This window comes from Cloacibacillus evryensis DSM 19522, assembly GCF_000585335.1.
Taxonomy (GTDB): domain Bacteria; phylum Synergistota; class Synergistia; order Synergistales; family Synergistaceae; genus Cloacibacillus; species Cloacibacillus evryensis.
This window is the reverse complement of sequence record NZ_KK073872.1, coordinates 818,503-834,361: the sequence shown is the minus strand read 5'-3', so window position 1 is coordinate 834,361 and position 15,859 is coordinate 818,503. Positions and strand designations below refer to the sequence as shown.

The 15,859-nt window shown below is 57.6% G+C and carries 17 protein-coding genes; 7 read left to right on the top strand and 10 right to left on the bottom strand.

Going from position 1 to position 15,859, the window contains the following annotated elements; all coding sequences use genetic code 11:
• Window positions 1-288 precede the first annotated feature (288 nt).
• Window positions 289-1,377: an alanine/ornithine racemase family PLP-dependent enzyme gene (locus CLOEV_RS03615; RefSeq protein ID WP_034441968.1), complete on the bottom strand. Its 1,089-nt coding sequence runs from the start codon at window positions 1,375-1,377 to the stop codon at window positions 289-291.
• Between the two features lie 123 nt (window positions 1,378-1,500).
• Between CLOEV_RS03615 and CLOEV_RS03610 the strand changes: the two genes are divergently transcribed.
• The 3 genes from CLOEV_RS03610 to CLOEV_RS17390 all read left to right on the top strand — a co-directional run bounded on the left by CLOEV_RS03610 (window position 1,501) and on the right by CLOEV_RS17390 (window position 3,344).
• Window positions 1,501-2,484 (top strand): threonine ammonia-lyase, encoded by a 984-nt coding sequence (locus tag CLOEV_RS03610; protein ID WP_034441967.1) that lies wholly within the window; start codon window positions 1,501-1,503, stop codon window positions 2,482-2,484.
• A gap of 98 nt (window positions 2,485-2,582) precedes the next feature.
• Window positions 2,583-3,143: a methyltransferase domain-containing protein gene (locus CLOEV_RS03605; protein WP_008710607.1), complete on the top strand. Its 561-nt coding sequence runs from the start codon at window positions 2,583-2,585 to the stop codon at window positions 3,141-3,143.
• A 69-nt stretch (window positions 3,144-3,212) separates the two neighbouring features.
• Entirely contained in the window at window positions 3,213-3,344 is a 132-nt protein-coding gene (locus CLOEV_RS17390; protein WP_256182072.1) for a hypothetical protein, read from the top strand.
• Window positions 3,345-3,417: 73 nt separating this feature from the next.
• On the opposite strand, the gene CLOEV_RS03600 is transcribed toward CLOEV_RS17390, so the two are convergent.
• The 7 genes from CLOEV_RS03600 to ilvD all read right to left on the bottom strand — a co-directional run bounded on the left by CLOEV_RS03600 (window position 3,418) and on the right by ilvD (window position 9,173).
• Window positions 3,418-4,089 carry a hypothetical protein gene (locus CLOEV_RS03600; RefSeq protein ID WP_008710606.1) on the bottom strand — a complete coding sequence of 224 codons (672 nt, stop codon included), beginning with the start codon at window positions 4,087-4,089 and terminating at the stop codon, window positions 3,418-3,420.
• A gap of 105 nt (window positions 4,090-4,194) precedes the next feature.
• A complete protein-coding gene (locus CLOEV_RS17505) occupies window positions 4,195-4,428 on the bottom strand; it encodes a hypothetical protein (RefSeq protein WP_084482162.1) in 234 nt (77 codons plus the stop codon).
• Window positions 4,373-5,173 carry an AlbA family DNA-binding domain-containing protein gene (locus CLOEV_RS03595; RefSeq protein ID WP_084482161.1) on the bottom strand — a complete coding sequence of 267 codons (801 nt, stop codon included), beginning with the start codon at window positions 5,171-5,173 and terminating at the stop codon, window positions 4,373-4,375. Before CLOEV_RS03595 ends, CLOEV_RS17505 begins: the two co-directional genes overlap by 56 nt.
• A 252-nt stretch (window positions 5,174-5,425) precedes the next feature.
• Window positions 5,426-6,241, bottom strand: coding sequence for a TIGR02757 family protein (locus tag CLOEV_RS03590; protein WP_008710604.1), 816 nt, complete (start codon window positions 6,239-6,241; stop codon window positions 5,426-5,428).
• A 4-nt stretch (window positions 6,242-6,245) separates the two neighbouring features.
• Window positions 6,246-6,770, bottom strand: coding sequence for a flavin reductase family protein (locus CLOEV_RS03585; protein WP_008710603.1), 525 nt, complete (start codon window positions 6,768-6,770; stop codon window positions 6,246-6,248).
• 91 nt (window positions 6,771-6,861) lie between these two features.
• The gene (locus CLOEV_RS03580) at window positions 6,862-7,353 is read right to left on the bottom strand and encodes a ferritin (protein WP_008710602.1); all 492 of its coding nucleotides are present in this window, start codon (window positions 7,351-7,353) and stop codon (window positions 6,862-6,864) included.
• A 140-nt stretch (window positions 7,354-7,493) separates the two neighbouring features.
• Window positions 7,494-9,173: a dihydroxy-acid dehydratase gene (gene ilvD / locus CLOEV_RS03575; protein WP_084482160.1), complete on the bottom strand. Its 1,680-nt coding sequence runs from the start codon at window positions 9,171-9,173 to the stop codon at window positions 7,494-7,496.
• A gap of 136 nt (window positions 9,174-9,309) precedes the next feature.
• Here ilvD and CLOEV_RS03570 point away from each other — a divergent pair, with 136 nt between their 5' ends.
• The 3 genes from CLOEV_RS03570 (at window position 9,310) to CLOEV_RS03560 (ending at window position 11,930) form a co-directional block, all read left to right on the top strand.
• Window positions 9,310-9,810 (top strand): GNAT family N-acetyltransferase, encoded by a 501-nt coding sequence (locus CLOEV_RS03570; RefSeq protein WP_169732188.1) that lies wholly within the window; start codon window positions 9,310-9,312, stop codon window positions 9,808-9,810.
• Entirely contained in the window at window positions 9,807-10,307 is a 501-nt protein-coding gene (locus tag CLOEV_RS03565; RefSeq protein WP_008710599.1) for a GNAT family N-acetyltransferase, read from the top strand. Before CLOEV_RS03570 ends, CLOEV_RS03565 begins: the two co-directional genes overlap by 4 nt.
• A 258-nt stretch (window positions 10,308-10,565) precedes the next feature.
• The gene (locus CLOEV_RS03560; RefSeq protein ID WP_034441965.1) at window positions 10,566-11,930 is read left to right on the top strand and encodes an alanine/glycine:cation symporter family protein; all 1,365 of its coding nucleotides are present in this window, start codon (window positions 10,566-10,568) and stop codon (window positions 11,928-11,930) included.
• Window positions 11,931-12,013: 83 nt separating this feature from the next.
• Here CLOEV_RS03560 and CLOEV_RS03555 read toward each other — a convergent pair whose 3' ends face one another.
• Together CLOEV_RS03555 and CLOEV_RS03550 are read right to left on the bottom strand one after the other, a co-directional pair.
• The gene (locus CLOEV_RS03555; protein WP_008710596.1) at window positions 12,014-13,366 is read right to left on the bottom strand and encodes a YjiH family protein; all 1,353 of its coding nucleotides are present in this window, start codon (window positions 13,364-13,366) and stop codon (window positions 12,014-12,016) included.
• 113 nt (window positions 13,367-13,479) lie between these two features.
• Window positions 13,480-14,901, bottom strand: a complete 1,422-nt coding sequence (locus tag CLOEV_RS03550; RefSeq protein WP_084482159.1) for an FAD-binding oxidoreductase — start codon at window positions 14,899-14,901, stop codon at window positions 13,480-13,482.
• 105 nt (window positions 14,902-15,006) lie between these two features.
• Here CLOEV_RS03550 and CLOEV_RS03545 point away from each other — a divergent pair, with 105 nt between their 5' ends.
• Window positions 15,007-15,786 carry a sulfite exporter TauE/SafE family protein gene (locus tag CLOEV_RS03545; protein WP_034441963.1) on the top strand — a complete coding sequence of 260 codons (780 nt, stop codon included), beginning with the start codon at window positions 15,007-15,009 and terminating at the stop codon, window positions 15,784-15,786.
• Window positions 15,787-15,859: the final 73 nt, after the last annotated feature.

Genomic DNA, 15,859 nt, shown 5'->3' with positions numbered 1-15,859 from the left:
TTAACACCACGATATATAACAAAAGACCCGCGGTTGCCTATTTATAGAATTTTTCTTTAGAAAAACACTGATTCATTCACTTTGTTATATAAAACCTGGCGTATCGTCCGCTGATTACGGCCAGAGAGCCGAAATCTTTGATTTCGTGCGAATCGGCTGGTTTGTCCATCAGATGTGCCAGCCGCTAAACAGGCAGTCCCTGAGCGGGGCGTAGGCGTATTCGCATACGTTGGAGCCACGGTCGGGGGCTGCCTGTGACGCGGATGGTGCATATAATCAGCGGTTCCTTTATTCGAAAACTTTAGTCACGTAGGGCGATGTCGAGGACGAGAGCATCGCCGTGTAGTCGGGCCGGAAAGACAGGACGTCGCCCACTTTGAGATCGGGGCGCTCCTCTATATCGACAAGCAGGTGATCGCTGGAGGCCGTGATGATACGCACTCCATCGTCCAGCGGCTCAAGCCCGGAGATGTTCACATCCTGCTTTCCCAACGCGAGGATGCCGCGGCGGCGGTCGCCCCTGTCCTCAAATACGGGCACGCTGCCGAAGGCGTCATGCCCGATCTCGCCGACCGGAAGCGTCGGCTTCGTGCGGACTTCGACCAGCTCCGCCTCTATACGCATCGTATCCTGCGACAGCCCGTCGAGCAGCATGCCGAAGGAGGTGTCGCGGCCAAGCAGCAGCGCCTCGCCGAGCCTGAGGTTGTTGAAGGCTCCCGGGAGGCTGCCGCGCCTCATCATGACAAAAGAACCGGTGCCTCCGCCGGAATATATCGCGAGCGGGCGTCCGAGCGCGGCTTCCACCGCCGCGCCGCAGGCGGCAAGCTCCGTCAGGTTCCGGGCGGATGGCAGTACGCCGCTCGCGCAGGCAAAGTTGGCGCCGACGCCGGCGATCTTCATTTTTCCGGTAAACTTAGCCAGCCCGGCCGCGGTACGCTCCGCCTCTTTGAACCAAAAACCCTCGCGCAGGTCTCCCATGTCGAACATCACGACGCATTTCACCTCACGGCCGCTTTTCTCACAAATCTCCGCAAGGGCCTCAAGCGTCCCTATGTCGGAAATGAGCGTGTAGTCGCATAGCTCCGCGAGCTCCTCCAGCTCTGAACGCATCGGTATGCGGATCAGCGCGTATTCAAGCGCCACCCCGGCTTCGCGCATCCTGCGGATGTTGTCTAGGCGGCTGTCCGCGATTATCTTTATCCCGCCGGACGCAAAGGCGCGCGCGACCTCGGGAAAGGCCGATATGCCCTTCGAGACCCCCCAGAGGTTCACGCCGTGCCGCGCGCACTCCGCGACGAGAGAGCCCGCGTTTTTTCTAATATTGTCCAGCTTCACCCTCAAAAGCGGGTACTTTGTCTTTTTCTGTTCCAACGGCATCGATCATACCTCCCGGCGGGAAATTACCCGCTATAGCGGCTGATTATACATCTTTAGCTAAAACTATCCACTCTGTGTTAATATTGCATCATTATATATCAATTCATCCAAGGAGGCATCACGATGGACAAGCTCCCGATAAACCCCGGCATAACCGACGTAGTAAAGGCCTATAAATTTCTCAAAAGCCGCGTGCGCCGCACGCCGACGGAATATTCGTACGCGCTGAGCGAAAGGGCCGGCGCGCCTGTCTATTTGAAGCTCGAAAATCAGCAGCTCTGCGGCTCGTTCAAGCTGCGCGGCGCGCTTTACAAGATGAATTCCCTCTCTCCTGAGGAGAGGGCGCTCGGCGTGGTGACCTGCTCGAGCGGCAATCATGGACAGGGCGTGGCGATGGCCGCCCGTGAACTGGGGATAAAGACCTGGATCTTCGTCCCCGACACCTGCCCGGAGACGAAAAAAGAGGCGATCCGCCGGCGCGGCGGGGACTTCACAGAGCTCGTGGTCGCCGACGGCGATTATGATTTCACGGAAAGGGCGGCGCACGAATACGCCGAGTCTCTCGGCATAACCTACGTCTCGTCGTTCGAGGACGCGACGGTCATCGCGGGGCAGGGAACGGCTGGCTTTGAGATGTTTATGGACGAACCGGAGATCGAGCTGCTGCTGGTTCCGGCCGGCGGCGGCGGCCTGATGAACGGCGTGGCCATCGCCGCGAAGGCGCTGAATCCGAACGTTGAGATATGGGGCGTGCAGACGGATACCTCGAACCCCTGGGTCGTCTCCTGGGAGGGCGGGAGCGTAAAAGAGGTCGAATACGGCGAAACGCTCGCGGACGGACTTGCCGGCGGCATTCCGCAGAGCCTCCTCTCGCTCGCGAAGCTGCGCGTAAAAGGGATACTGGAAGTCACCGAAAAAGAACTCGCCGCGGCCATAGCCTTCATGCACCGCGAACAGCACCAGGTGATCGAGGGGGCCGGCGCCGTGGGCATCGCGGCGCTGCTGGCCGGAAAGGCCCCCGTCGGGGGACGCAGGACCGGCATCGTCGTTTCTGGCGGAAACATCGACGAGGCAAAGCTCCTCAAAGTCCTTGCGGAAAACAGATAGACATATTGATTTTCTTGAATATATTGCTATAATATAATCGTATCGACATCTGTCAATACGATAAAGTATCAGAATATATTGAAGGAACGGTGTGCGAATTGCCGGATATACGGGAATCGATCAAACAGGCATATACGGAGGCGGTATCGCGCGGCGGCGAAGAGACGCTTTCGATCAGCGATATGACAAAAGACAACTATGACGAAGAGACGCTGCGGGACCTGCCGGTACAGACATTCGGCTGCGGAAACCCCATCGAGGCGGCCCTGCTCAAGCCGGGCGAGCGCGTGCTCGATCTTGGAAGCGGCGCGGGGCTGGACCTGCTGCTGGCGGCCAAACGCGTCGGTACGGAGGGGCACGTCTACGGCCTCGACATGACGAAGGCGATGCTCGACAAGGCGAGAAAGAACATCGACCGGCTCGGATTCCGGAACATAACCCTGCTGCGCGGCTACATCGAAGATATACCGCTGCACGACGGCGGCGTCGACGTGCTGATCTCGAACTGCGTCATCAACCTCTCTCCGGACAAAGACAGGGTCTTTGGCGAGGCATTCCGCGTACTCTCAAGCCGCGGACGCTTCTGCGTCTCGGATGTCGTGCTGATGAAAAGGGTGCCTGAAAAGCTGAAAAAGAGCCCCGCCGCCTGGTCAGGGTGAGTAGCCGGCGCTCTTCCGGCGGAAGAGTACGCGGAAAAACTCAAGAAAGCGGGATTTACGCAAGTCAGCGTGACGATAACCAAACCGCACGAGATAAACATCGAAGTGGTAAAGAGCAGCGTCATGGACCTCACGGCAGACGACATGAGAGATATCGAGGGAGTGTCGGCAAGCGCCCTCATAACCGCGGTGAAACCATAGCAAAAGGCAGGGGGCGCTTTTACGCGCGGCCCTGCCTCTTGTTTATTCCCCTATTTTCTTTCCTTCCCGGCCCTCACTGCCCGATCGACGGCAGCGGCGGGATCTTCAGCTCCGGCACGGGGCCGAGGACGTCCTTCGTCGCGTCCAGCTCCATGTCGAACAGAGCCTGCGTTATCCGCATCTGCGTGAGATTGTCCGTTTCATAGCTTATGGAAAAACGCCGATAGCCGAACTTCTCGGCAAAGAACGAAAGATTTGAGTTTTCGCGTCCCGCAAATACCTGAAACGACTTATAGAGCGATTCCATGAAAGCCCCCTCGTTAAAGAACGGGTCTTCGTTGACGAGCAGCAGCACCTTGCATTCATCCACAAGGACGTTCTCGCTCCATATATCGCATAGAGTGAGCCCCGCCATCAGCCCCGGATATTGGCGCAGCAACGGCAGGACCGAATGCTCAAGCATCTCGGAGTAGGAGAAGACCATAGTGAAGCCAAGCTCTATCCCTCCGTTGCGTCCGGGATCGATCATATTCTGGCGCGCCATCGTGCCAATATTTCCGCTCTGAAAACTGCGCAGATAGAGGAACTCGCTCTTCATCTCAAGCGCAAGCCCCGCAAGGCTGCCAAGGAGCGGATCATAGAGCCTGTTCACCGTCACTGGCGAGTAATCTTTTCCGTAAGGAACCCACGGCGCGATGTCGAGGTCGATATTTTGGTCCCAGTAGGGAAGTACAGAATTTATCATCAGCCGCAGCCTCCTTTTTCCTATTTGGGATGATTATAGCATCACCGGGCGTCGCGGTAAATCGCCGCGCCGAAATCAAAACGCGGCCATAGGCAGATCGTTACTTCACCGGCATGTATACGCTGTTTTTGCCGCTTCCTTCAAGCCGGCGCCGACGGCATTCTCAGGCAGCGTATCTATCGGTTCCGCAAACCGTGCCTTCGGCCCATCTTCGTTGCGGTTTGGAAGTGTGACGCGGAATGCTCCTTTGGCCGTCTCAAACTGGGGCTCTTTCCCCTCGCCGCTATAGAGGCGGATGATTTTCCCAATGCCGGTCCCATAGCTCTCGATCAGCCTCATACGATAAAATACCGCGGCAAGATTGGGGTTCCGCGACTGCGAAGTCCGTGCGGTTCAGGCCGGAAAAGGTCGCCTTTGTTTTATTGTTTATATCTACCAGCTGATAGACGTCGCGCAGCTGTTTGAGAAGCGACCCGGAAAACTCCTGCCTGCTGCGAAAGACAGCCTTATCCGTACCCTGGAAAATAGCTGTTTTGATCGTATGGCCGCACTGGTCGGAGAGCAGCCTCGCCAGGTTCGTGTAAAGTCCGTCCTCCCCTATGAGATGGAGGGGCCGCATCTGGGAATCTCCCAGTTCGACCGATCTTTCCGCCATCTCACTCTCAAAGGCGCGAAAGGTAAGATCCTGTTCCATGCTGCGGCAGTCCTCATAGGATTTTCCGCTGTTCTGTATGATCATCTCCCGAATACCTTCGTCGCTCAGGGGTATAGAGGCGCTGCCCCGGCGAACGTATACACCGGATGGCCTCAGTCCTTTATCCTGTAAATAATAAGGCCTCGCCGTACCTGTTTGAACCGCAATCTCAATGACAGCCGTTCCCTCCCGTTCGGCCGCCCTGAGCTGAACGAAGGGCATCACGTCCGGCCTGATGGAATCTCTCAGCGCGGAAGATATACGCAGCATTGCATCGTCGGGGTCCTCCGCGCCGACGACCTTGCCGTCCCTGCTGATTCCGACAGACAATACTCCGCCGTCTGTATTTACAAAAGCCAATACCTCTTTTTTATATCCGGAACGTAACACTCTTTAAACTCGACATCTAAATCTTCAAATGGGATCATCACGCCGCCCTCTCTTTCGCTCTGATTCTCTCGCTTTCATTCGTTTTATCTCGCAAATATACATAACTATATCCGAAAAACGAGAGAATCCAAGAGAACGCGAATGAATGGCGAGAGAACCTGAAGAACTACGGAGGCGGTATTTTTCAGGCAAGAGGGCCGCTGTATCTTTCCGCGGCTCTTTTGTCTGGGGCGCCATTTTCCGTATTTTCCATCAGCGGTCGAGATGCCACTTCGCGAACAGCTCTTCCACCGTCATCTCCTCGCGGATGCCGTATCTCGTCAGCGCGAAATCGTATTTCACGGGGTCGCCGGGGCATATCTCCCGGAAGTTCTCTGTGATCTCCGCCGCGGCCCTGCCGTTCGCGCTCCTTGAACGGCAGAGCCCGAGCGTCGTCGTGATATTGAACATGTGGGTGTCGAGCGGGATCAGCAGCTCCGCCGGCGATATGCCGCGCCAGCCGCCGGGGTCGACGTCGTCGCGGCGCACCATCCAGCGCAGGAAGAGCGCCATGCGCTTGCAGGCGCTGCCCTTGGAGGGACGCGGCAGCAGGAACATGTTCTCGCGCCCCGCGCAGCGGTTGAAGGTGTCGGCAAAGTTTTCCATCGCCGCCCCCATATCCCCCTTATATCCGGTTACGAAGAGCTCTTCAAGGCTGCCGCAGCGCCGCAGCACCTCGCCGGTCGCCGCAAGGAAGCCGCACATCTCGCCGCAGTCGGTGAAGCGATGGACAAAACCGCAGAGCTTCTCTTCGTGATCGCGCCGGCAGCTGTTTTTAAGGTATTCGGCGGGGTGAGGTCCGAGCGCGTCAAGCACCTTTCTGACGCTCTTCAATATCTGAGCCACCTTGCCGTAGGCGAGCCCCGAGGCTATGAGCCCGACTACCTCCCTATCGGCGGTATCTTCATAATCGTATAAAAACTGAAGCGGGTCGGGTGACACATAGATCCGCTTGTTGTAATCGTCGTATATCTTTTCAAAAATCTCCCGGCTCGCGATCCTTGCCGGCGTCTCCTCAAGCGGTTTCAATGCGCTATTTGAGGGTGTTGAAGCCAAAGGTCGGCGCGGTCTTCGGCGATTTACCCTTTTTGATCTTGTGGTAGTCGCTGTAGGTGAGCAGCGGGGCCTCTTTGAAATAGACCGACTCCTCGACCTCCCCGATGAACAGCATGTGGCTCGGCATCTCTATCGTCCTCACGACTTTCGCGTCAAAGGCCGCGACGCTCCACTCTTCGATGAGCGGGGTCCCGGCTCCGGCGAGGCTGTACTTGACGTTTTCAAACTTGTCGATATCGCGGCCGGACTTGAAGCCGAACTGGCCGATAAAGGTCATCGGCACATCCTGTTCGAGGATCGCGACGGAAAAGCGTCCGCTCTTCGCGACCATATCCGTCGTAAGGTTGGCCTTGTTGAGACAGGTGGCGACGCAGACCGGCTCCGAGGTGATCTGCATCACGGTATTGGCGATCTGCCCGTTGAGCCTGCCCTCAAGATCCGTGCTGACGATATACATCCCGTAGGTCAGTGAAAAAAGCGCCTTCATATCTATATTGCCCATCCTATTTACCTCCCTGTCATATTTTTGGCGACACCCTTATATCGAATGTGCCGGACCGTTTAAAGCCCGGCACATTCATATCTCAAAGATACTATGCTCTTTCGCCGAGTTCCTTGTCAATCATCGCCAGCGAAATGGGGATCTCGCCGAGCTTCCTGAACTTCGCGAGGATCTCCATCGCGTGCTCCTCTTCCTCGACCTGTTCTTCGACGAACCAGGAGAGCAGCCCGCGTGTCGCGTAATCCTTCATCTCCATCGCCAGTTCGACGAGTCCGTAGATGAGGGCCGTCACCTTCTGTTCGTGCTCAAGGGTCTGCTGGAATATCTCCGTCGCGTTCTTCCACTCGCTGCGCGGGGCGGCGATGGCCTCGAGAACGACGCGGCCGCCGCGGGAGACGACATACCCGTATATCTTCATCGCGTGTTCCTGCTCTTCGGCCGCCTGCTTCTTCATCCAGTGGGCGCAGCCCGGAAGATCGTTGGCGTCAAGCCAGGAGGCCATTGAGAGATAAAGATAGGCGGACTCCAGCTCCGCACGTATCTGCCCGTTTAACGCCTTTTCCATTTTCGCATCGATAACCATTTTGAATCGCACCTTTCTGTCTTTATGAAATCTGCTTTTCTAAATCAAAATCATTATTAATATCATAACCCAGTTATCATTAAAGTCAAGATTAAAATACGTATTGAGACAATTTTGATCCAATTTTTGTAGTTTTGACCTTATATTTTCATCATCGCTCCGTCTGTGGCCGAGGCCGCCAGTTTGGCGTATATCTTCAGCCAGCCGTCCGGCGCGTCGGGAACGGGCGCGCGCCAGTCTTTAAGGCGAGAGGCGATCTCCTCTCCGGACAGGTCGGCCGACACCTCTTTTTTATTTATATCTATGGTGATCATGTCGCCGTCGCGCAGGGCCGCGAGCGGGCCGCCTTCGGCGGCTTCGGGAGAGATGTGCCCGACGTAGCAGCCGTTGTTGGTCCCCGAGAATCTCCCGTCGGTTATCAGCGCGACCTTTTTCGCAAGCCCCATGCCGTAGAGGAATTTCATCGCGTGGAACATCTCGCGCATCCCCGGGCCTCCCTTCGGCCCCTCATAGCGCACCACAACGACGCTGCCCGGCGCTATCTCTTTCGCGAGGATCGCGCGGTTCGCCTCCTCTTCCGAATCAAAGACGCGCGCCGGCCCCGTGAAGCAAAACATCGACGGGTCCATCGCCGCCGGCTTTGCCACCGCGCCTTCGGGCGCGAGGTTCCCGCGCAGCAGGCACAATCCCTTTTCCCGGCTGAAGGGCTCATCCACGCTTCTTATCACGTTCAGGTCGGCGCCGTAGGGATTCCGGAAATCGTCTATGTTCTCCCCCAGCGCGCGGCCGTTCACGGTAACGGCGTCAAGGTGAAGCAGGCTCCTCACCTCGCGCATGACCTGCCGGACGCCGCCGGCCCGGTAGAAGGCCTCCATATCGTACTGCGCGGCTGGATTCACCTTCGCAACGAGAGGGACCCTTTCGCTGAGCGCGTCGATCGCCGCAAATATTTTCTTCGGGTCGAGCCCGGCCTCGTAGGCGATCGCGCAGAGGTGCATCACGCAGTTCGTCGACGCTCCGGTGGCCAGCATCACGACCGCGGCGTTCTCCAGAGAGGCCTCCGTTATCACGCTGCGCGCGGTGATATTTTTATTCACAAGCTCGACGATCCGGCGCCCCGCCTCTTCGGAACTTCTGAGGCGCTCCGCGTAGACGGCGGGAATGAGCGCCGACCCCGGAAGCGACATCCCCATCGCCTCCGCGAGGGCCCCCATCGAGTTGGCGGTGCCGTAGAAGGAGCACGATCCGCAGCTCGGGCATGACGTCTCCTCCAGCCTGTTCAGCTCGTCTTCCCCTATCGTCCCCGCTTCAAACATGCCGACCGCCTCGGAGAGCGAGGTCGAGTCGCTCTTCCGTCCGTCGAACTCGACGCCGCCGAGCATCGGCCCGCCGACGGCCATGATCGCTGGAATGTCGAGGCGCGCCGCGCCCATCAGCATCCCGGGGACTATCTTGTCGCACGAGCCGAGCATCACGAGACCGTCGAGGTTGTGAGCCCTCGCCATGCTCTCAAGGTCGCTAGCGATCAGTTCGCGCGACGGCAGTATGTATTTCATGCCGCCGTGGCCGCTCGCGAGCCCGTCGCAGGCCCCGATCATCCCAAACTCGACCGCCGCGCCCCCCGCGCGGTATATGCCCTTCTTGACGAATTCCGCGACCTGCCGCAGGTTGAAATGGCCTGTCACCAGTTCGTTCCAGGAGTTGGCTATGCCGATGACCGGCCCCTTGAGGTCGGCGTCGGAACATCCCATCGATTTATAGAGGGCGCGCGCCTCCTTGAAGTTCATGTTTTCCAGCTGCCGTGTGCTTTTATATTTCATTTTTTACCGTCACACTCCTTCTCAAAGATGATATCACAGCGGCATGAAAAAATTTTACCCGCTTTTTTCTTTTTGCGATTGAGGTGTGATTAGAGTACAATAGAAGCCATCACAAATGTTCGGGAGGTCCGGCGTTTTGGAAATAAGACCTGTAATGCTTGAGGACGCGGAGGCGATCGCCTCCATCAGAAGGCAGAACGGCGTGTGTGAGGGCGTATTGGCCCTTTCCAGCGAGAGGATCAATACCACTGTAGATTTTTTAAACTCACTCACCGGAAGGGACAGAGGCTACGTAGCGGTAGAAAACGGCGAGGTCGTCGGCTTCTCCGTAATGATGGCGAACAGGGAGCCCTGCCGTTCGCACAGCGCCTTCATCGCCGTGATGGTAGACACAGACTTTCAGCAAATGGGGATAGGACACCGTCTTTTGAAACACCTGGTAGACCGCGCGGACAACGAACTGATGCTCCACCGCCTGGAACTGCTCGTACTGACGGAGAATGAAAGGGCGATAAAGCTCTACAAAGACCTCGGCTTCATGGTGGAGGCGACGAAAAAACACGCCGCCGTCGTGAAGGGGGCGTTCGTCAGCGAATACCTGATGGGAAGGCTTCGCGGAGAGGGGGCGGAGATATGAGGATAAGGCCCGTAACTCACAGGGATGCCGAGGGCATCGATAAAATAAATGCTAAGGTGGCGGAGGGACGGCTGTTCAACTTCTCCACCGGGAAATTTGAGGATGTGGGACAGCTGATAGCGGGGCTCACGCAGTTCGATCACATGTTCGTGCTCGAGACGGAGACGGAGCCGCAGGAGATATGCGCCGTGGTGCTGCTGCAGGTCAATCATCAGATATTCCTGAGGCGGATGGCCACTTTAAGGATCATCGTCGACCCGAAATGGCAGGGGCAGGGGCTTGGAAAGGCGCTGATGGCCTCGGCGCTCGATTTTGCCGACGACGAACTGATGATGGAGCGCGTCGAAGTCGAGATACCGACGGACAACGTCAACGCGCTGAAGCTCTGCAAGTCGGCGGGATTCAAGGTCGAGGGGATCGCGAAGGACTGGATGCGCAGCCACGAGGGACATTTCGTCGACGCCTATCTCATGGCGCACTGCCGCAACGCAAAATAGCGGACCCTATCTTACGCGGCGTCTGACACTGACACGAAACGCGGCCTGAATTTTTCAGGCCGTTTTATTTTATCAACAATTATCGGATTTATCTTATTTTTAATGCCTCTGTTACGTCAAGAGTTTTATGCTTGCTCTCTTCTCATTGATTTTACTATTAAACGCAGCGGGTTAATGACAATAATAGAGAATGTATTCACAATCGTGCCGTCATTAGCTTTAACAACGGCGGTAAAAACATAGGAGGAACTCATTATTATGGAGCAGCTCACTCAACTGGTAACCGATATTAACAGCTTTATCTGGGGCTTATGGTGTCTTATCCCGCTTCTCTGCGGTACGGGACTTTACTTCACGATCCGGCTCAAGTTCGTCCAGATCAGAAAGTTCCCCGAGGCATTCAAGGCGGTCTTCGGAGGCATCAACCTCTTTGGGAAGCGGGCGGGCAAGGACGGCATGAGTTCGTTCCAGGCCCTCACCACGGCGATCGCGGGACAGGTGGGAACGGGAAACCTCGCGGGCGCGGCGACCGCCATCGCGATGGGCGGCCCCGGGGCCATCTTCTGGATGTGGGTCGCGGCCTTCCTCGGAATGGCGACGATCTTCGCCGAGGCGACGCTCGCGCAGGTCTTCAAGCATAAGGAACCAGACGGCAGAGTGGTGGGAGGCCCGGCCTTTTATATAATGAACGGGCTGCATTGCAAACCCCTCGCGGTATTCTTCTCCGTCTCCCTCATCATCGCGCTCGGATTCATCGGCAACGCGGTGCAGACGAACTCGATAGCGGACGCCTGCAACGTCGCCTTCGGCTGGAATAAGCTATACGTCGGCATCTTCCTCGCCGCGCTCGGCGCTTACGTATTCTTCGGCGGCATCGGACGCATCGCCGCCATCACAGAAAAGCTCGTCCCCGTAATGGCGGCGATGTACCTCATCGGCGGCGCGATCATCCTTATAATGAACTTCACGCAGCTCCCCCACGCCTTCTGGATGATATTCAAGGGCGCCTTCAACCCGGCGGCGGCGACTGGCGGCCTCATCGGCGTCTCGATCAAACAGGCGGTACGCTACGGCGTGGCACGCGGCCTCTTCTCCAATGAAGCCGGTATGGGCTCCACGCCTCACGCGCACGCGGTGGCAAAGGTCAAGCATCCCTGCGAACAGGGCTACGCCGCCATCATCAGCGTGTTCATCGACACCTTCTGCGTCCTTAACATGACGGCATTCGTCATCTTCGTAACGGGAGCGATCGACGGACATACCAGCGGCATCGCGCTTACGCAGAAGGCTTTCAGCATCGGCCTCGGCCAGCTCGGCGTACCGTTTGTGGCGCTCTGCCTCTTCTTCTTCGCCTTCTCGACAGTCATCGGCTGGTACTTCTACGGCGAGCAGAACATAATTTTCCTCTGCGGCGAGAAGGGACTTCTCCCCTACCGCCTCATCGTCGTAGTCTTCCTGGTGCTCGGCTCGGTGCTCCAGCTCGACCTCGCCTGGCAGCTTGCGGACTTCTTCAACGGAATAATGGTCTTCCCGAACCTCGTCGCACTGCTCGGCCTGGCCTCGATAGTTTCAAAGCAGCTCAACGAATACGAGAAGGACGGACGGCTGAAGGCGGCAAAGTAAAATTTTCCAGACAACAGAAAACGGGAGGCATCTCAACGAGGGATGCCTCCCGTTTTTTATCGTGAATGATCAGCGTCGCACAGCTAACAGAAGAGCCAGGCGAAGGGCGCGAGCAGGAATACGCTGAGCACCGCCCTGATGAAGTATATCCCCGTCAGCTTCCAGAAGCCGAGCGGTATCGACGACTGGAGGATGAGGACTCCGACTTCGGTCATGTAGATGAGGCCGGTGCCGGAGATGCAGGCGCACATAAACTTCGCGGCGACGGCTGTGCGGCCGGAGCCGACGACGGCGGCAAGGAACTGGTCCGCGTAGGCGAGCAGGAACGCGGGGGCCACCTCTTTGGCCTCGGGTATCTTCATGAGCTGGAGGCACCAGGCGAAGGGCGCGGACAGTATCTGGAATACCGGCGTGTTGTTGGCGATGATGAGGACGACGGTTCCCCAGGCGACGACAAGCGGCATCGTACTGACGACGAGCGAGACGAAGGTCTTCACGCCGGAATCGATCGTCATCGCCGTGGTCTGCTTCGCCGAACGCTCGACCGCAAGTTTGATCGCCCAGTCGCCGAGCGAATATCCCTTAGGGATGTCGTCGCCGATGCGCTGTTTGCCGGCCTTGCCGGAGAAGGTGTCCGGCATCGAGGAGAGCGGCCAGACGCGCGGCATGATGAGCGCGAGGATGAACGTCACCGCGTAGACCGCCGCCATTATCTGGAAATACATGTTCGGCAGGCCGACGAAATCCGCCATGACGTAGATGTAGGCGATGCTGATGACGGAGAAGGCCGTCGTGATGATCGAGGCCTCCCTGTCGGAGTAGTAACCTTGGTCGTGGACTTTGGTCGTGATGACGACGGCGACAGAGCAGCTGCCGACCCAGGAGGCGAGGCAGTCGACGGCGGAACGGCCCGGGAGTTTGAACATCGGGCCCATGATCGGGCGCGCGTAGGTACCGACATATTCCATGAGGCCGTAGTCCGTCAGCAGCGGCACGACGCCGGCAAGGACGATGAAGATTATGAGTAGCGCCGGGGCGAGGATGATCGCCGGAGTGCCGCCGTTATCCATGTTCCAGACTATCTCGGGACCAAGTTTGAAGAAAATCACGATATAGAGCGCCGCGCCGAGGAGACGCGAGGCGAGCCAAAAGGGCCTGACGATCAACAGTTCGCCCCAGAAAGAATCCTTTGCGATCTTTTCAGGTTTGCAGAGCGTCGCCCACAGCGAGGCCAGGGCCGACAGCACGACGAGCACCATCGCGGTGCCCGGCAGCCACGGCTTCAGGATCGCCTTTCCCCAGTCGATCGCGATGCCAAGTATGGTATTGAGGCTGCCCTTCATTGGAATGGGCAGAAGAAAGACTATGGCACCGATAAGCGACGGGATCAAAAAATGCATGATTTGCGCGGATGTGTATTTCTGTTTTGCCGCCATTTTCAATACTCCCTTTCATAGTGGTTTTTTGACTTAAAATGCGAGACATCATAACGCGGCCTGCCGCAGGCTGTCGTCCCCCCTTTTTCGGCGCGCCGCTTCGACCGGATCTTTCAGTCGAAAATTTTGCCCGGATTCATTATGTTGTTTGGATCGAGCGCCAGCTTTATCTTTCTCATGAGTTCAAGGTTCTGCGGCGGGCAGAGCTCCATAAAATAGTGTTTGCGTTTGCTGCCGATGCCGTGCTCGCCGCTGATGACGCCTCCGAGCGAGTCTGTGAGGCGGAATATATCCCATTCTATCTCCGTTTCGACGCGCTCCCACTCCGGGAGCGTCATCTCCGCGGGCTTCAGAATCGTCGGATGGAGGTTGCCGTCGCCGGCGTGGCCGAAGTTGGCGATCGGCACGCCGTATTTTTTCTCTATTTCGCGCAGGCCGCGGGCGACTTCGGGTATCCTGGAGATCGGCACGACGATGTCCTCGTCTGCCTGCACCGGGTCCGTAAGGCGAAGCGCCTCGTCGATGCTGCGGCGCACGGACCAGATGCGCTCGCGTGTGGAACGCGTATCCGCGACATAGATCTCCGCCGCGCCCTCCGCCGAGAGTATCTCGCCGGCGCGTTCGATATCCATGTCAAGCGACTCCTGATTGCTTCCGTCGACTTCGACGAGCAGCACCGCCTCGACGCCGGACATCGGCAGCTCCTCATTGAGGAAGCCGCATGCTTTACGGTAGCAATAGGCGTCGATATATTCGATCGAAGAGGGGACGATGCCGCCGTGCGCCATCATCTTCGGCACGGCCTTTATCGCCGTTTCCGTATCGGAGAAAAGGGCGAGCAGCGCGGCGCGGTTTTTCATGAGGGGCTGGAGTCTGAGGATTATCTTCGTCACGTAGCCGAGAGTGCCCTCCGAACCGACGAAGAGCTCCTTCAGGCTGTAGCCGGAGACGTCCTTCATCAGCTTGCCTCCGAGCGTCAATATCTCTCCAGTCGGCAGCACTACCTCCAGTCCCAGCACATAACGCATCGTGACGCCATACTTGACGGCGTTGCCGCCGCCCGCGTTTTCCGCGATGTTGCCGCCGATATGGCAGGAGAGCACGCTCATCGGGTATCCAGTATAGGCGAGCCCCTTTTCGGCGGCCGCGGCGTTTATCTCGCTGGTGATGACGCCCGGTTCGGTGACGGCCACGAGGTTTTCCGCGTCTATTTCTATTATGCGGTTCAGCCTCTCGTCGGAGATGACTATGCCTCCGCATACGGGCAGCGCTCCGCCCGACAGCCCTGTGCCGCCGCCGCGCGGGGTGACCGGTATCACATGCCTGTTGGCAAGTTTCAATATTTCGGATACTTCCTGAGCCGAAGCCGGCGCGACGACGGCATCCGGCAGGTAACGCTCGCCGGCGCGCAGCGTCGTAGTCTCGTCGCGCGAACAGGCCTCCAGCTTTTCCTCCGCCGTCCACACATGCGCGGGTCCGGCTATCTCCGCCAGCGCCGCCAGTATTTCGTCAGTTATAATGCCGTACTCCATCATAAAACGCCCCTCTTCCGGCGAATAATATTCAAAAACCATGTATATTTATAAGAGTATATTATAATATAATACTCGGCACTTGACTTTATAATAAGGAGATTTTCTATGGCCGCTGGTTTTGATATTTCAACAATGTCGCTGATATTGGTATGCTTTTTAGTATTTCTCGCGGGATTCGTCGACGCCTCGGCTGGCGGCGGCGGGATCATTTCACTGCCAGCCTATATATTCACGGGTATGCCGGCTCATCTGGCGCTGGGCTGCAACAAGTTTTCAAGTTCCTGCGGCACCACTCTCGCGGTGTTCAAATTTTGGCGCGGCGGCGCCGTCAACCTGCGCGCGGCGGCGATCGCCGCGGTCGGCTCCTTCATCGGATCAGCCGTCGGCGCTAAGACTGCGCTGATGCTAAGCGACCAGACGATCAAGACGATGCTCCTCATCATACTGCCTTGCGCGGCGGTGGTCATATTTCTCAAGAGAAACCTCGGCGACAGTGACGATTCCGCTCAAATGGGGCGCGACAAAGCCGCAGCGATCGCCTTTATGATCGGGCTGCTGATCGGGGGGTACGACGGCCTCTTCGGGCCGGGAACGGGGACCTTCGCGATAATGGCCTTCTCGTCTCTCATGAAGTTCGATCTCAAGACCGCCTCGGGAAACGCAAAAATACTTAACCTGGCCTCAAACTACGCCTCACTGATAACCTTCGCCTTCGCCGGCACGATAATGTACGGCGTGGCGATCCCGGCCGCGGTCTGCGGCATCGCCGGAAACTACCTCGGCGCCCACTGCGCGCTGACGAAAGGGGCGCGTTTCATCCGCCCGATGATGCTCGCCGTGCTGGCGCTGCTGCTGCTGAAGCTGCTGTGGGACATCCTCTCTTAAAAATACGTCCCGCGGCGCGTAAAATGCCGCGCACCTCAAAGATGCGCGGCATTTATCTCAATCTCTATCAGCA

Excerpts from the sequence above, each read along its gene's own strand:
- CLOEV_RS03615 (WP_034441968.1), bottom strand. The coding sequence starts at position 1,377 with ATGCCGTTGGAACAGAAAAAGACAAAGTACCCGCTTTTGAGGGTGAAG.
- CLOEV_RS03610 (WP_034441967.1), top strand. The coding sequence starts at position 1,501 with ATGGACAAGCTCCCGATAAACCCCGGCATAACCGACGTAGTAAAGGCC.
- CLOEV_RS03600 (WP_008710606.1), bottom strand. The coding sequence starts at position 4,089 with ATGATAAATTCTGTACTTCCCTACTGGGACCAAAATATCGACCTCGAC.
- CLOEV_RS17505 (WP_084482162.1), bottom strand. The coding sequence starts at position 4,428 with ATGAGGCTGATCGAGAGCTATGGGACCGGCATTGGGAAAATCATCCGC.
- CLOEV_RS03585 (WP_008710603.1), bottom strand. The coding sequence starts at position 6,770 with ATGGGCAATATAGATATGAAGGCGCTTTTTTCACTGACCTACGGGATG.
- CLOEV_RS03580 (WP_008710602.1), bottom strand. The coding sequence starts at position 7,353 with ATGGTTATCGATGCGAAAATGGAAAAGGCGTTAAACGGGCAGATACGT.
- ilvD (WP_084482160.1), bottom strand. The coding sequence starts at position 9,173 with ATGAAATATAAAAGCACACGGCAGCTGGAAAACATGAACTTCAAGGAG.
- CLOEV_RS03565 (WP_008710599.1), top strand. The coding sequence starts at position 9,807 with ATGAGGATAAGGCCCGTAACTCACAGGGATGCCGAGGGCATCGATAAA.
- CLOEV_RS03560 (WP_034441965.1), top strand. The coding sequence starts at position 10,566 with ATGGAGCAGCTCACTCAACTGGTAACCGATATTAACAGCTTTATCTGG.
- CLOEV_RS03555 (WP_008710596.1), bottom strand. The coding sequence starts at position 13,366 with ATGGCGGCAAAACAGAAATACACATCCGCGCAAATCATGCATTTTTTG.
- CLOEV_RS03550 (WP_084482159.1), bottom strand. The coding sequence starts at position 14,901 with ATGATGGAGTACGGCATTATAACTGACGAAATACTGGCGGCGCTGGCG.
- CLOEV_RS03545 (WP_034441963.1), top strand. The coding sequence starts at position 15,007 with ATGGCCGCTGGTTTTGATATTTCAACAATGTCGCTGATATTGGTATGC.